Below are 14,506 nucleotides of genomic sequence, written 5' to 3'. Positions count from 1 at the left end.
TTAGGGGTGGCCCGACCGGACCCCATGATCGGTGCGTGGATATGGAAATCCAGAATTCGGCAATGATTTACGCGCCCGCAACAATCCGCGTCGATACTCCGTGCGCGGTGGCCGGACGGGGCCGGGAAAAGCGGAATGCCGACCGGGGAAGGAATTCCGATCGGCACTGTGCCAACGCTGGTGTCCGAGGGGGGACTTGAACCCCCACGCCCGATAAAGGGCACTAGCACCTCAAGCTAGCGCGTCTGCCATTCCGCCACCCGGACAAGGTGTCCGCCGGACGACCAGAGGCCGTTCCGACGTGGAAAACCATAGCAAACATCGGGCACTGCCCGATCCCGCCCCGGTGGGAGGATGGAGCGACCACCGGCAACGACAGCGGCAACGACAGCGGGAGTGAGCAGCGTGAGCGAGTCGAACACGGGCGGGACGGTCTCGGGCGAGGACGAGGTCGTGGACCTCTGCCGTGACCTGATCCGGATCGACACCAGCAACTACGGGGACCACTCGGGCCCCGGCGAACGGCTGGCCGCCGAGTACGTGGCGGAGAAACTGGCCGAGGTGGGTCTCGAACCGCAGATCTTCGAGTCCCACAAGGGCCGCGCCTCCACCGTCGCCAGGATCGCCGGCGAGGACCCCTCCAGGCCCGCGCTGCTCATCCACGGCCACACCGACGTCGTGCCCGCCAACGCGGACGACTGGACGCACGACCCGTTCGCCGGCGAGATCGCCGACGGCTGCCTCTGGGGGCGCGGCGCGGTCGACATGAAGGACATGGACGCCATGACCCTCGCCGTGGTGCGGGACAGGCTCCGCAGCGGACGCAAGCCCCCGCGGGACATCGTCCTCGCCTTCCTGGCCGACGAGGAGGCCGGCGGTACGTACGGGGCGCGGTATCTCGTGGACAACCACCCCGGACTCTTCGACGGCGTAACCGAGGCGATCAGCGAGGTCGGCGGCTTCTCCTTCACCGTCAACGAGAACCTGCGGCTGTATCTCGTCGAGACGGCGCAGAAGGGCATGCACTGGATGCGGCTGACCGTGGACGGCACGGCCGGGCACGGTTCGATGACCAACAAGGACAACGCGATCACCGAACTCTGCGAGGCGGTGGCCCGGTTGGGCCGGCACGAGTGGCCGGTGCGGATGACCAAGACCGTACGGTCCTTCCTCGACGAGCTGTCCGACGCGCTCGGTGTCCCGCTCGACCCGGAGGACATGGAGGGCACGCTCGCCACGCTCGGCGGTATCGCGAAGATGATCGGCGCCACTCTGCGCAACTCCGCCGCGCCCACCATGCTCGGCGCGGGCTACAAGGTGAACGTGATCCCCGGCCAGGCGACCGCCCACGTCGACGGCCGCTTCCTGCCCGGCTACGAGGCGGAGTTCCTCGCCGACATCGACCGGATCCTCGGCCCGCGGGTGAAGCGCGAGGACGTGCACGGAGACAAGGCCCTGGAGACGAGCTTCGACGGCCGGCTCGTGGACGCCATGCAGACCGCGCTCGTCGCGGAGGACCCGATCGCGCGGGCCGTTCCCTACATGCTCTCGGGCGGCACGGACGCCAAGTCGTTCGACGACCTCGGCATCCGCGGCTTCGGCTTCGCCCCGCTCAAGCTCCCGCCGGAGCTGGACTTCGCCGGGATGTTCCACGGCGTGGACGAGCGGGTGCCGCTGGACGGTCTGAAGTTCGGCGTACGGGTGCTGGACCGCTTCATCGACGCCAGCTGACGTCAGTTGACGCCGGCCGGAGCCGGCCGGAGCCGGCCGGAGGCAGCCGGAGCTTGCCGGGGCGGTATTCGCCAGCGCGTACGTACTTGACTGAAAAGAGTGAATGCGACCATACGCTCGTAGCCTCATTACTCCCTCCTCGTTACAAGGGTGCGGTCCGAGGTTGGGACCGCGTTTGCCAACAAGGAGGAATAATGATCAAGAAGGTCGTCGCCGCTGCGGCTGCCACCGGCAGTCTCGTGCTCGCGGGCGCGGGCATGGCCGTCGCTGACTCCGGTGCCCAGGGTGCCGCTGTCGGGTCCCCCGGTGTGCTCTCGGGCAATGTCGTCCAGGTGCCCATCCACATTCCGGTGAATGCGTGCGGCAACACGGTCTCCGTGATCGGGCTGCTGAACCCCGCCTTCGGCAACACCTGCGTCAACGCGTGACGTTGTACCTCAACCCGTAAGGGTCTGAGCCCAGCGGCCCCGGAGTGCGCACCATGCGCTCCGGGGCCGCCGGGCTTCACACCCCAGGCGTCGTGCCCGGGGTATCCGGTAGGCAGAAGGCAGGAACAAGCTATGAGACAGGTCACGCGCAAAGGCCTGATCACCGTGGCGGCGGCCGGCGGCGTACTCGCCCTCGGCGGCGGCTACGCCCACGCGGACTCGGGTGCCGACGGAACAGCGGCGAACTCCCCGGGCGCGCTGTCCGGGAACAACGTCCAGGTCCCGGTGCACGTCCCGGTCAACGTCTGCGGCAACACGGTCAACGTCGTCGGAGTGCTGAACCCCGCCATGGGCAACAGCTGCGCGAACACGTCGGACGGCGGTCGCGGCTCGCACAACGGGGGCTCCCAGGGCGGCGGCTCGCAGGGCGGCGGCTCGCACGGCGGCAAGGACCACAGCGACGGCAAGGGCGGCTCGCCCGGCGGTCCCGGAGGCGGCGGCTCGCACGCCGAGGGCGGCGCCGGGAACTCACCCGGTGTGGGCTCCGGCAACCTGATCCAGGTGCCGATCGACGTCCCCGTGAACGTCTGCGGGAACAGCGTCGACATCGTCGGGGCACTCAACCCCACCTTCGGCAACGGCTGCGAGAACGCGGACACCCCCGCGCCGCCGACCGAGGGCGAGCCCGAGGTCCCGGTCACCCCGGAGCCCCCGACGGACCGCGCCCTCCCGCCGTCCCCGAACACCCCGGACACACAGGCCGTCGACCCGCCCGCCGCCCCCGAGGGCACCGAGGCGCTGGCCCGTACGGGCTCCGACGGGCTCGGACTGGTGATTCCGGCCGGTGCGGCCCTGCTGCTCGCGGGCAGCGTCATCTACCGCCGCGCCCGCGCCGCCGCATAGGGGCGCACGGGCACGACACGTGTTCATCCCGGTACGGCCACGGGGCGGGCCTCCGCACAGCGGGGACCCGCCCCGTCGCCGTCACCAGGTGGCGCGAACCTGACGGATGATGCGTCTGCGCAGCCGCACTCTGCGACTGCCGTCCCGATGCAGGCTCAGTCGGTCCATTTCCCAGTGTCCGTACTCGGCGTGGTCGGTCAGCAGGCGGGTCGCGTCGCTGCGGGACACCCCGCGCGGCACATACACGTCGACAAATTCGTATTCCGGCATCGCATCTATTGTGCGGGCAGAGGCCCGGTACGGATAGCGTCTGCTCTATGTCTGATGCTGCGCAGCCCACGGCTGCCGAGGTACGTGCCGCCGCCGAGGCGGTCAAGGTCGCGCTGGACTGTCACCTCGCGGCGGTCGAACGCCGCACGGGGGAGGACGACCCGGCGGTTTCCGAAGCGTTCAACGCCCTCGCCACCGCGGCGGAGGCGTACGACGAGCGGCTCTACGACCTCTACGACGAGGTCACCCCCTTCGAGATCCCCGGCACGGACGACTCCTTGCCGCCGTACACCGGCCCGGAGGAGCCGAACGCGCTCAGCGTGCTCATCCGCCGTGACTACGCGGTGGCGGAGCCGCGGAGACTGCTCGCTCAGGCACAGCGCATCGCCGATGTCGACGGGGACGCCGAGACCGTGGCGGTCGTCGGCGCCAGTGTGCACGCCGCTGTCGGCGTGCTCTTCGGCGAGTACGAACCGGACGAGATCGCGTCCCGGCACAAGGAGTTCGGGCTGGAGGAGGGCGACTCGACACTCTGGGTGTCGGCCGCCGACGACCTTCCGGAGCCCGGCGAATGGCTCGGCGCCCCCTTCGAACAGGCCGATCCGCAGCAGGTCGTCTGCCGCTTCGACGTCAGCTCGGTCTTCGACGAGGACGATTTCGACGGCGACAGGGATCTCGGCGATCTGGAGGAACAGGACGCCTGAGACCGTCTCGTACGACCTCGTACGACACCGCCGACGGCCCGCCCGCGAACTCCGTGGGCGGGCCGTCGGCCGTTCGGGTCACACAGAGGGCGTCAGCAGGCCCTCCAGGAGCCCACGGAGCCGCGTCGTCCGCTCGGCGGCCCCCACCCCCGCCACGGCCTGTGCGAGCGCCTGGTCGACGCCGTGGACCACGGACAGATGGCGCTCGCCCCGGCCGAAGGCCGTGTACACCCAGGGCCGGTTCAGGCCCTGCGCCGAGTCACCGGGCAGCACCACGACGGCGGCCGGCCACCGCATCCCCGCCGCCTGGTGCGCGGTGAGCGCCCAGCCGTGCCGTACGACCGACTCGACCAGCTCCCTGGGCACCACCACGGGCACCCCGTCGCAGTCCAGCCGGAGCCCCTCCGCGTCCGCCGACACCACCGAGCCCGTCAGCGTCCGGCCCGGCGCGGGCACATAGGCGACCCGGTCGTCCGGGTCGAAACCGCCGAACCGGCCGGGACCGGGATTCAGCCGCTCCTTCAGCGCCACGTTCAGGGCGCGCGTGCCCACCGCGCCGCCGTGCCCCACCGTGATCACCTGCGTCTGCCCGGACGGCACCCCGATGGCGCGCGGCACCGAGTCGGCGACGAGCTGCACCGTACGGTGCACGGCCTCGCCCGCGTCGCGCACGGGCACGATCACGACCTCCTTGCCGGGCGCCTCGACCTGGTTCAGCTCACCGATACCGATGCCGGAGACCAGCTCGCCGAGCGGGCCGGGGTCGGGCGTCCGCGAGGCGATCTGCGGGCACACACGGGCGGCCAGCAGATCCGCGAAGACCCGCCCCGCGCCCGCCGACCACAGGACCCCGGGGTCACCGCTGAGGACCAGCCGCGCGCCGTCGGGCAGCGACTCCACCAGCACCGTCGCCGTCTCCACGTCCAGTTGCGGCGCGTCCAGGACGACGAGGAGGTCGAGGTCCAGTGCGCCGTCCGCGTCCCGCCCCGGCCCCTCCGCGCCGGACAGCAGCCCCGCGACGGTCACGGCGCCCGCGCCCAGCCGGCGCCGGCCGTTCTCGCCGTGCGCGGCCACGACCGGCCGCAGACCGAGCGTGCGCACAGCCTCGGCGAGAGCCACCGGCTCGGCGCGCGCGGCCTCACCGCCGGTGTGGACCACCAGGCCGTGTCCGGCGACCGCGCGGATCAGCTCGCCCGCCGACGGCGACGGAGCCTGCGCCGCGGCCTCGTCCCAGGACGCCTCCTGGGCGGTCTTCACCAGCCGGGCCAGGCCGTCGGCCAGGCTCTCCTCGGCGAGGGCGTACCGGTCGAGACCGAGCAGGACGGGCACGGCCGGACCGTCGGCGGCGCCAGCCGCGTCCGCGTCGTCCGCCGCCTCGTCTCCGGTGTCCCCGTCGGCGTCCTCGACGCCGTCCTGGAACACCAGCACGGCACCCTCGGCGATGGCGTGCCGGAGCGCCTCGTCGGGATCGGGCACCGACCGCTCCGACAGCGCGGCCCGCACCGCCGGGAACGCGAGCGCGGTGTGGCCCCGCACGGCGGCCTGCTCCAGCAGCCAGCCGACGAGAGCGGCGGCCCGCCGCTCGTCACCGGGACCGCAGCCGTCGCCGAGCAGCGCGCGGGCGAAACCGTCGGCCTGCTCGGGCCGGACACCGGGGACGGACAGCAGCAGCCACGGATCCTCGCGCAGTGCGTCACCGGCCTGTGCCCCGAGCGTGGCCGTGACCTGCGCGGCCAGCGTCGGGGGCGCGCCTCCCTCGGCGAGTACGGCCCCTACGGCCGCCACGGCCTCCGGAGCGGTCGCGGGGGCGGCACGCGCGGGCTCGGGAGCTTGTGGCCGGTTCTGAGCCGGTACGGCGGGGGCCTCGGGGGCCGCAGCGACCGGCACCGGCGGGGGCGCCTGACCGCTCTCCATGGCCCGTACGGCGGCGAGCAGATCCGCCGCCTGCCCGCTCAGCTTGGTGCCCGCCGGGATGGGCCCCTCCTTCTCGGCCTTCCGCTGCGCGATCCGGGCGCGCAGCTCACGCTGCGCGGCGATCTCGGCCTCGGTCTCGGACACCTGCGCCGCCGCGTCCTCGACGGCCGCCGTGTCGTCGCCGCCTCCGGCCGTCTCTCCGTCTCCGGCGGGTGCGCTCTCGTCCTCACCTCCGGCCGGTGTCGCCCCGTCCTCGGTGCCGCTCCCGGCGGACTTCGGCCCGCCCTCCGCGTCGTCCACGGCTGCGGTCCCCACCGCCCCGGTTCCGGCGTCGGTACCGGCCGCCGTCTCGACCGTCCCCACGGCCTCGGGCGGTGCCCCGCCCTCCGACGGGCCGGGCCCGGTAGCCGGCTCCGGTGCCGTGGCCGGGTCCGTGACGAGCGCCGGCGCGGGGGATCCGGGGGGCGTGCCCCGGGAAGGCACAGTCACAGCGTGCTCCAGTCCTGATCGGGATAGCGGTGCACGGGCGCCGACACATCGTCGAGCGCCTGGCAGATCTCGTCGGGAAGCCTAAGGCTCTCCACTGACAACGCGGCCGTGAGCTGCTGCGCGTTGCGCGCCCCGACGATCGGGGCGACCACGCCCGGCCGGTCCCTGACCCACGCCAGCGCCACCTCCAGCGCCGTCGTCGCCAGCCCCTCCGCCGCCGTCATCACCGCGTCGACGATGCGACTCGCCGGCTCGTCGAGATACGGCTCGACGAACGGCGCCAACTGCTCGGACGCGCCACGGGAGTCGGCGGGCGTCGAGTACCGGTACTTGCCCGTCAGCACCCCCCGGCCGAGCGGCGACGAGGGCAGCAGCCCGACCCCCAGATCGACGGCGGCGGGCAACACCTCGCGCTCCACGCCCCGTTGCAGCAGGGAGTACTCCATCTGGGTGCTGGCCAGCCGGGTCCGTACCCCGGGCGAGGCCAGCTGCCAGGTCGCCGCCTTGGCGAGCTGCCAGCCCGAGAAGTTCGACACCCCCGCGTATCTGGCCCGGCCGCTGCTCACGGCTATGTCGAGGGCCTGAAGCGTCTCCTCCAACGGCGTCCCGGTGTCGAACGCGTGGACCTGCCAGAGATCGACGTGGTCCGTGCCCAGCCGTTCCAGCGAGGCGTCCAGGGCGGAGAGCAGATGCCCGCGCGAGCCGTCGAAGCGTCTGTCCGGATCCGGCACACTGCCCGCCTTGGTGGCGATCACCAGATCCCGGCGCGGCACGAGTCTCTCCACCAACTGCCCGAGCAGATACTCCGCCTCCCCGCCGCCGTACACATCGGCGGTGTCGACAAGAGTGCCGCCCGCCTCCCAGAAAGCCTTCAACTGGTCGGCGGCGTCATGCTCGTCGGTGTCCCGCCCCCAGGTCAGCGTGCCGAGCCCGATCCGGGACACTCGCAGGCCGGTACGGCCGAGATGCCTCTGCTCCATGACCGCTGAGATTACTGGCCGGGGCCCCACTCGCAGTGAGCCTGTGGACAACCCGCCCCCGGCGGAGGCCCGATGCCGCCCCTGACGGATGCCCGCGGCACGCGCTAGAGTCCCGGCACAGGGACGTTACTGATCGGTAAGGGAGTGGTTATGCGGCTCGGCATCAATCTCGGCTACTGGGGCGCGGGCATGGACAGCGACAACCTCGCCGTCGCCCAGGAGGCCGACCGGCTCGGCTACGACGTCTGCTGGGCCGCCGAGGCGTACGGCTCCGACGTCCCCACCGTACTGAGCTGGGTCGCCGCCCAGACCGAGAACATCGACATCGGCTCGGCGATCCTGCAGATCCCGGCCCGCCAGCCCGCCATGACCGCGATGACGGCCGCCACGCTGGACTCGCTCTCCGGCGGCCGGTTCCGCCTCGGCCTGGGCGTCTCAGGACCGCAGGTCTCGGAGGGCTGGTACGGCGTCAAGTTCGACAAGCCGCTGTCCCGCACCCGCGAGTACGTCGAGATCGTCCGCCGTGCGATGTCCCGCGAGCGCCTCTCCTACGAAGGCGAGCACTGGACCCTGCCGCTGCCCGGCGGCCCCGGAAAGCCGCTCAAGCTCACCGTCCACCCCCAGCGCGAGCACATCCCCCTCTACATCGCCGCGATCGGCCCCAAGAACCTGGAACAGACCGGCGAGATCGCCGACGGCGCCCTGCTGATCTTCCCCTCGGCCGGACATCTTGAGGAGACCGCGCTGCGGCACCTGCGCGCGGGCCGGGAGAAGGCCGGTCTGACCATGGACGGATTCGACGTCTGCCCGACACTGCCGATCGCGCTGGGCGACGACGTCGACGCGCTGGCGGACATGTTCCGCCCGTACACCGCCCTGTACGTGGGCGGTATGGGCAGCCGTAAGCAGAACTTCTACAACCAGCTGGCCGGGCGCATGGGATACGAGCGCGAGGCGGCGGAGATCCAGGACAAGTACCTGGCCGGCGACAAGGACGGAGCCGCGGCGGCCGTACCGCACCAGCTGATCGACTCGACCACGCTGCTCGGCACGGTGGAGCGGATCGCCGACCGGATGAAGGAGTACGACGCGGCCGGCGTCACGACACTGACGCTGGCCCCGGCGGGCTTCACCCTCGACGACCGCCTCGCGGCCCTGCGCGCGGGCACCGAGGCCCTGGAGCTGGCCGGTCTCGTCACCTGAGGTGCCTGAAGTGCCTGTGGTGCCTGACGGACCGAAGTGACCTGAGAGGCACCTGACTGGCCCAGAAGTCCGCGGCCGTGGTGGGGGCTCGGGGGGTCTTCCCCGCCACGGCCGTCATGAAGCACAACGCCCCGTCTCCCACCCGGTTACGCGCGCCCGCATACGTACGGACGTGCGCCCGCCCGTCCTCCCATCGGCCGAGTCCGGACCCTGAGCTGTTGCCTGTTCCTCCATGTCGCATTTGACTCCCTTGTGCGGGTGTCTGCGGCGGACACCGGCATGGAGGTGGCATCCGATGCTCTCGGCCCGAGGCCTGTTCGAGGAAATCCTCGACAACGACGAATCCTTCCGGCTCTTCTGCTCCATCGCGGCCAGCGGCGAGGCCCAGGGCGGCTGGGAGAACGGCCGTATCGCCGCGTTGGTGCCCGAAGGGATGCGGGACCTCGCGCCCAAGATCACCCGGCACGGCGCCGACGAGGACAAACACGGCCGGATCTTCAACGCCCTCCTGAAGAGGCGCGGCCTGGAACCCGTCGACGTCCCGCCCGCCACGGACTACACGATGCTGCTCGAAAAGCGCGGCATCGGTCTCACGCACGACAAGCTGCGCCGGAACGACCCGCTGACCGAGGAGGACGTCGTCGTCTACCTCTCGCACAGCCGGGTGACCGAACAGCGCGCGGCCGACCAGATGGACATGCTGATGCGCTACTTCGGGGAACACCCGCTCGTCGGCAACGCCATCAGGATCATCAGCGCCGACGAGGACAACCATCTCGCTTACTGCCACGAGGAGTTGCTGCGCCTCGCACGGCTCGGCCACGGCCGCACCATCCACCGGGTGCTCCGGGAGAGCGCGCAGGCCGAGATCCGGGTCTACCGCGATGTGAGCCTCGCCGTGATGGACCAGATGGGCCGCGTCCTCGGCTGGCCCCGGCCCAAGGCGGCGTTGCTGAGCGCGGGGATCCACGGTCTGTACGCGCTTGAGCGGGCGGGCGGCTGGCGGCGGATGGTCAGCCTCAGCATGCCCGAGCGCCGGAACGCCCTGGGCGGCCCGGCGACCGCCGCCCCCGCCTTCTGACTCCCAGGGGCGTGTCGGGAAGTCTCCTGACCCCGTCAGAGCCAGCCGTTGCGCTTGAACAGCCGGTGCAGGAAGGTCACGGCGCCCACCATCAGGGCCAGCGCCGCCGGATACCCCCACACCTGGCTCAGCTCGGGCATGTGCTGGAAGTTCATTCCCCAGACCCCCGCGAGCAGCGTCGGCACGGCGGCCATCGCCGCCCAGGCCGAGATCTTGCGCATGTCGTCGTTCTGCCGCACGCCCATCTGCGCGAGATGGGCGGCCAGGATGTCCGACAGCAGCCGGTCGAGCCCTTCCACCTGCTCGTTGACGCGCGTCAGGTGGTCGTCCACGTCCCGGAAGAACGGCTGCGACCGCTCCTGGACGAACGGCACCCCGGAACGCGTCAGCCGCGCGACGGGCCCCGCCAGCGGCCCCGTCGCCCGGCGGAACTCCAGCACCTGCCGCTTGAAGGTGTAGATCCGCTCCGCCGCCGGCTGGTCGCCCGCCTCGCGGCTCCTGCCGGAGCCGCCCTCGGTGGGCGAGAAGACCTGCGCCTCCAGCTCCTCCAGGTCGACCTGCAGCTCGGCGCACACATCGATGTAATGGTCGACCACCGCGTCACTCACGGCGTAGAGCACCGCGGTGGGACCGTGCTTGAGCACCTGCGGCTCCGACTCCAGACGCATGCGCACGGCGTGCAGCGGCGCGCCCTCGCCGTGCCGGACCGTCACCACGAACGAGTCACCGATGAAGATCATCAGTTCCCCGCTGGAGACGGTGTCCTTGTCGGAGTCGTACACCACCGGCTTGAGCACCATGAACAGGGAGTCGTCGTAGACCTCCAGCTTGGGCCGCTGATGCGCCTTGAGCGCGTCCTCGACGGCCAGCGGATGCATGCTGAACTCGGTGCTGACGAGGTCGAACTCCTTCTCCGTGGGCTCATGGAGCCCGACCCAGAGGAAGGCGTCCCCGCCGGCTCGCGCCTCGGCGAGGGCGTCGGACAGATCGGCGGGCCCGTCGGTACGGCGCCCGTCGCGGTAGATGGCACGGTCGACGATCACCCCGTGCATTCTTCCCGGGCAGAGCCTCTTGACGCACGTCTGCCGCACCCGCTCCGCGCGCTCCGGCCGTCCGCCCACCGCCGTCCGGGTGGCCGCCGCCCCCTTTGACGCACCGTTTAGGCTGGCCGACATGGCCACCCTGATCCTCGTACGGCACGGGCGCTCGACCGCCAACACCTCCGGCGTCCTCGCCGGCCGCACCCCCGGCGTCGCGCTCGACGAGCAGGGCCTCGCACAGGCCGCGGCCCTGCCGGGACGGCTCGCGGACCTGCCGCTCGCCGCCGTCGTCAGCAGCCCGCTCCAGCGCTGTCTGGAGACGATCCAGCCGCTTCTCGACGCCCGCCCCGGCATCGAGGCGCACCACGAGGACCGGATCAACGAGTGCGACTACGGCGACTGGTCCGGGCGCAAGCTCGCCGAACTCTCCGACGAGCCCCTGATGTCGGTCGTGCAGCAGCACCCCTCGTCCGCCGCGTTCCCCGGCGGCGAGTCGATGCGCGCCATGCAGGCACGCGCCGTGGACGCCGTACGGGACTGGAACGCCCGCGTCGAGGCCGAGCACGGCGAGGACGCCGCCTTCCTGATGTGCTCGCACGGCGACATCATCAAGTCCCTGGTGGCCGACGCGCTCGGTATGCATCTCGACCTCTTCCAGCGGATCCACGCCGACCCCTGTTCGGTCACCGCCATCAGGTACACCCGGCTGCGCCCGTTCCTGGTGCGGCTGGGGGACACCGGCGACCTCGGTTCCCTGACACCGCGTGAGAACGGCGCGGGCGGTAAGAAGGACAGCGGCGGCGAAGCCGTCGTGGGCGGTGGCACCGGCGCGGCGTGATCGCCGCGCGCAGTAGGGTGGACGGGCCGTCCGTGCCACCCCGGAGGTTCACTCTCCGGGCGCCCCGGCCCGCCCCATTCCGTCAATTCCCAAGGGAGACAGGACGTGTCCCGTCAGGTGTTCCTCTACGACCCGCCGGACCGCTTCGTGGCCGGTACGGTCGGGCTGCCTGGCCGCCGTACGTTCTTCCTCCAGGCATCCGCCTCGGGCCGCGTCACCAGCGTGGCCCTGGAGAAGACCCAGGTCGCCGCGCTCGCCGAGCGCATCGATGAGCTGCTGGACGAGGTCGTGCGCCGTACCGGCGGCAACGCCCCCGTCCCGGCCGTGGCACCCACCGACGTCGCCGACGCCGCACCGCTCGACGCACCCGTCGAGGAGGAGTTCAGGGTCGGCACCATGGCCCTGGCCTGGGACGGCGACGAGCAGCGCATGATCGTCGAGGCCCAGGCCCTCGTCGAACTCGACGCGGACACCGACGAAGACCTCGCCGACGCCGAGGAACGGCTGCTCCAGGACGAGGAGAACGGTCCGCCGATGCTCCGCGTCCGGCTGTCCGGCGCCCAGGCGAGGGCCTTCGCCAAACGTGCCCTGGACGTGGTCAACGCAGGCCGGCCGCCGTGCCCGCTGTGCAGTCTCCCGCTCGACCCGGAGGGACACGTATGCCCGCGCCAGAACGGATACCGCCGCGACGCATGAGCGTGACAGCGGTGGATCTGATCACCAAGGGCGAACTGACCGTGCGGGGCCAGATCCGCGGGGCCTCCAACGCCGTTCTCCACTGCGCCGTGTCGTACGAGGGCGAGGAGGCCCTCTGCGTCTACAAGCCCGTCGCGGGGGAGCAGCCGCTCTGGGACTTCCCCGACGGCACGCTCGCCCAGCGCGAGGTCGCGGCGTACGAGATCTCCGAGGTGACCGGCTGGGGTCTGGTGCCGCCCACCGTGCTGCGTGACGGTCCGTACGGCGAAGGCATGTGCCAGCTGTGGATCGAGGCCGACGAGAGCGACACGGCGCCCCAACTCCTCGCCCTGGTCGAGGAGGAGGAGCCGGCCGAGGGCTGGAAGGCGATCGGCTTCGCCGAGGTCGGCGAGGGCCGCACCGCGCTGCTGGTGCACGCCGACGACCCACGGCTGCGGCGGCTCGCCGTCCTCGACGCCGTCATCAACAACGGCGACCGCAAGGGCGGCCATCTGCTGCCCGAGGCCGGGGGCCGGCTGTACGCGATCGACCACGGCGTCACCTTCAACGTGGACGACAAGCTGCGCACGCTGCTGTGGGGCTGGGCAGGGGAGCCGCTGCCCGCCGAGGCAGTGACCGTCCTGGACCGGCTGGCCGCCGAACTGGCCGAAGGCACCCCGCTCACCACCCGGCTGGCCGAACTGATCACGCCCGCCGAGACCGAGGCCGTACGGTCCCGGGTCCAGGAGCTGCGCCGTACAGGACTCCATCCGAAGCCGTCCGGGCAGTGGCCCGCGATCCCCTGGCCGCCGGTCTGAGCGGACCGGGCCGCCCGTGCCGGTTCTCCGTCGCGCGGCCCACGAGCCGCGCGACCGGGCCACCATGCATCAACCCGCCGATTGGGCAAGAGCGCCGAACCGGACAACAGTCCCGGTCCGGTTCGTATCCGGAAGCAACGTCCGGTTACGCTCATGACATGCATGCCTGGCCCGCTTCCGACGTCCCCGCCCTGCCCGGCAAGGGCCGCGACCTCCGGATTCACGACACAGCGACCGGTGGACCCGTCACCGTCGACCCCGGTCCCGTCGCCCGTATCTACGTCTGCGGCATCACGCCGTACGACGCGACACACATCGGGCACGCGGCGACCTACAACGCGTTCGACCTCGTGCAGCGCGTCTGGCTCGACACCAAGCGGCAGATCCAGTACGTCCAGAACGTCACCGACATCGACGACCCGCTCCTGGAGCGGGCGACGCGCGACGGCGAGGACTGGACCGGGCTCGCCGAGCGCGAGACCGCCCTCTTCCGCGAGGACATGACGGCGCTGCGGATGCTGCCGCCGCAGCACTACATCGGCGCGGTCGAGGCGATACCCGGCATCGTGCCGCTCGTGGAGCGGCTGTGCGACAGCGGCGCCGCGTACGTACTGGAAGGTGACGTCTACTTCTCCGTCGAGGCCGACCCGCACTTCGGCGAGGTCTCCGGTCTCGACGCCGAGGCGATGCGGCTGCTCTCCGCCGAGCGCGGCGGCGACCCCGAGCGCCCCGGCAAGAAGAACCCGCTCGACCCGATGCTCTGGATGGCCGCCCGTGAGGGCGAACCGAACTGGGACGGCGGCAGCCTCGGCCGCGGCCGGCCCGGCTGGCACATCGAGTGTGTGGCCATCGCACTCGACCATCTCGGCATGGGCTTCGACGTCCAGGGCGGCGGCAGCGATCTGGCCTTCCCGCACCACGAGATGGGCGCCTCGCACGCGCAGGCGCTGACCGGCGAGTACCCGTTCGCCAAGGCGTACGTGCACGCCGGGATGGTCGGCCTCGACGGCGCGAAGATGTCCAAGTCCAAGGGCAATCTGGTCTTCGTCTCGACCCTGCGTCACGCGGGCGTGGACCCGGCCGCGATCCGGCTCTCGCTGCTCGCGCACCACTACCGCGCCGACTGGGAGTGGACGGACCAGGTGCTCGAAGAGGCGGTGGCGCGGCTGGCACGCTGGCGGGCCGCCGTCTCCCGGCCCGACGGTCCCGCCGCCGAGGCGCTGGTGGAAGAGGTCCGCGAGGCGCTGGCGAACGATCTGGACGCCCCGGCGGCCCTGGCCGCCGTCGACCGCTGGGCCGCCCTTCAGGAGACCACGGGCGGTACGGACGAAGGGGCGCCCGGAGTGGTGTCCCGGACGGTCGACGCGCTGCTGGGCGTCGCGCTGTAGGTCCACTTGTACGGAAACGACGGACGGGCCGCACAGTGCGGCCC

At 71.7% G+C, this 14,506-nt stretch carries 14 protein-coding genes and 1 tRNA gene; 10 read left to right on the top strand and 5 right to left on the bottom strand.

Annotated features, from left to right (window positions below; genetic code table 11):
• Positions 1–178 precede the first annotated feature (178 nt).
• Positions 179–266 (bottom strand) — tRNA-Leu (locus tag ACFT9I_RS24545).
• 139 nt (positions 267–405) lie between these two features.
• Between ACFT9I_RS24545 and ACFT9I_RS24540 the strand changes: the two genes are divergently transcribed.
• From ACFT9I_RS24540 to ACFT9I_RS24530, 3 genes are all read left to right on the top strand, one after another.
• On the top strand, positions 406–1,731 hold the full coding sequence (locus ACFT9I_RS24540; protein ID WP_382567478.1) for a M20/M25/M40 family metallo-hydrolase: 1,326 nt from the start codon (positions 406–408) through the stop codon (positions 1,729–1,731).
• A gap of 194 nt (positions 1,732–1,925) precedes the next feature.
• Complete coding sequence (chpH, locus tag ACFT9I_RS24535; RefSeq protein WP_382567476.1) at positions 1,926–2,159, top strand: chaplin ChpH; 234 nt, start codon at positions 1,926–1,928, stop codon at positions 2,157–2,159.
• 132 nt (positions 2,160–2,291) lie between these two features.
• Positions 2,292–3,062, top strand: a complete 771-nt coding sequence (locus ACFT9I_RS24530) for a chaplin (protein WP_382567474.1) — start codon at positions 2,292–2,294, stop codon at positions 3,060–3,062.
• A gap of 81 nt (positions 3,063–3,143) precedes the next feature.
• Here the strand turns inward: ACFT9I_RS24530 and ACFT9I_RS24525 are convergent, their stop codons facing one another.
• On the bottom strand, positions 3,144–3,332 hold the full coding sequence (locus ACFT9I_RS24525) for a DUF5703 family protein (protein WP_023542774.1): 189 nt from the start codon (positions 3,330–3,332) through the stop codon (positions 3,144–3,146).
• 47 nt (positions 3,333–3,379) lie between these two features.
• Between ACFT9I_RS24525 and ACFT9I_RS24520 the strand changes: the two genes are divergently transcribed.
• On the top strand, positions 3,380–4,036 hold the full coding sequence (locus tag ACFT9I_RS24520) for a hypothetical protein (RefSeq protein ID WP_382567472.1): 657 nt from the start codon (positions 3,380–3,382) through the stop codon (positions 4,034–4,036).
• Positions 4,037–4,114: 78 nt separating this feature from the next.
• Here the strand turns inward: ACFT9I_RS24520 and ACFT9I_RS24515 are convergent, their stop codons facing one another.
• Complete coding sequence (locus ACFT9I_RS24515) at positions 4,115–6,439, bottom strand: helix-hairpin-helix domain-containing protein (protein ID WP_382567471.1); 2,325 nt, start codon at positions 6,437–6,439, stop codon at positions 4,115–4,117.
• A complete protein-coding gene (locus ACFT9I_RS24510) occupies positions 6,436–7,419 on the bottom strand; it encodes an aldo/keto reductase (RefSeq protein ID WP_382567469.1) in 984 nt (327 codons plus the stop codon). Before ACFT9I_RS24510 ends, ACFT9I_RS24515 begins: the two co-directional genes overlap by 4 nt.
• 150 nt (positions 7,420–7,569) lie before the next feature.
• Here ACFT9I_RS24510 and ACFT9I_RS24505 point away from each other — a divergent pair, with 150 nt between their 5' ends.
• Together ACFT9I_RS24505 and ACFT9I_RS24500 are read left to right on the top strand one after the other, a co-directional pair.
• A complete protein-coding gene (locus tag ACFT9I_RS24505) occupies positions 7,570–8,622 on the top strand; it encodes an LLM class F420-dependent oxidoreductase (protein ID WP_382567468.1) in 1,053 nt (350 codons plus the stop codon).
• Between the two features lie 295 nt (positions 8,623–8,917).
• Positions 8,918–9,703, top strand: a complete 786-nt coding sequence (locus ACFT9I_RS24500; RefSeq protein ID WP_382567467.1) for a ferritin-like domain-containing protein — start codon at positions 8,918–8,920, stop codon at positions 9,701–9,703.
• Positions 9,704–9,738: 35 nt separating this feature from the next.
• Here the strand turns inward: ACFT9I_RS24500 and ACFT9I_RS24495 are convergent, their stop codons facing one another.
• Positions 9,739–10,755: a magnesium and cobalt transport protein CorA gene (locus ACFT9I_RS24495; RefSeq protein ID WP_382567599.1), complete on the bottom strand. Its 1,017-nt coding sequence runs from the start codon at positions 10,753–10,755 to the stop codon at positions 9,739–9,741.
• Between the two features lie 121 nt (positions 10,756–10,876).
• On the opposite strand from ACFT9I_RS24495, the gene ACFT9I_RS24490 reads away from it, so the two are divergent.
• From ACFT9I_RS24490 to mshC, 4 genes are all read left to right on the top strand, one after another.
• Entirely contained in the window at positions 10,877–11,581 is a 705-nt protein-coding gene (locus ACFT9I_RS24490) for a histidine phosphatase family protein (RefSeq protein ID WP_382567466.1), read from the top strand.
• Positions 11,582–11,686: 105 nt separating this feature from the next.
• Positions 11,687–12,277: a DUF3090 domain-containing protein gene (locus tag ACFT9I_RS24485; RefSeq protein WP_078078138.1), complete on the top strand. Its 591-nt coding sequence runs from the start codon at positions 11,687–11,689 to the stop codon at positions 12,275–12,277.
• A complete protein-coding gene (locus ACFT9I_RS24480; RefSeq protein WP_382567465.1) occupies positions 12,241–13,074 on the top strand; it encodes an SCO1664 family protein in 834 nt (277 codons plus the stop codon). Before ACFT9I_RS24485 ends, ACFT9I_RS24480 begins: the two co-directional genes overlap by 37 nt.
• Positions 13,075–13,232: 158 nt before the next feature.
• Positions 13,233–14,462: a cysteine--1-D-myo-inosityl 2-amino-2-deoxy-alpha-D-glucopyranoside ligase gene (gene mshC, locus ACFT9I_RS24475; RefSeq protein WP_382567463.1), complete on the top strand. Its 1,230-nt coding sequence runs from the start codon at positions 13,233–13,235 to the stop codon at positions 14,460–14,462.
• The last annotated feature ends 44 nt before the right edge of the window (positions 14,463–14,506 follow it).

This window comes from Streptomyces sp. NPDC057137, from assembly GCF_042670825.1.
In the GTDB taxonomy this organism is placed as follows: Bacteria; Actinomycetota; Actinomycetes; order Streptomycetales; family Streptomycetaceae; genus Streptomyces.
Note: the sequence above shows the minus strand (reverse complement) of the source record. Positions and strands in the feature narration are given on the sequence as shown.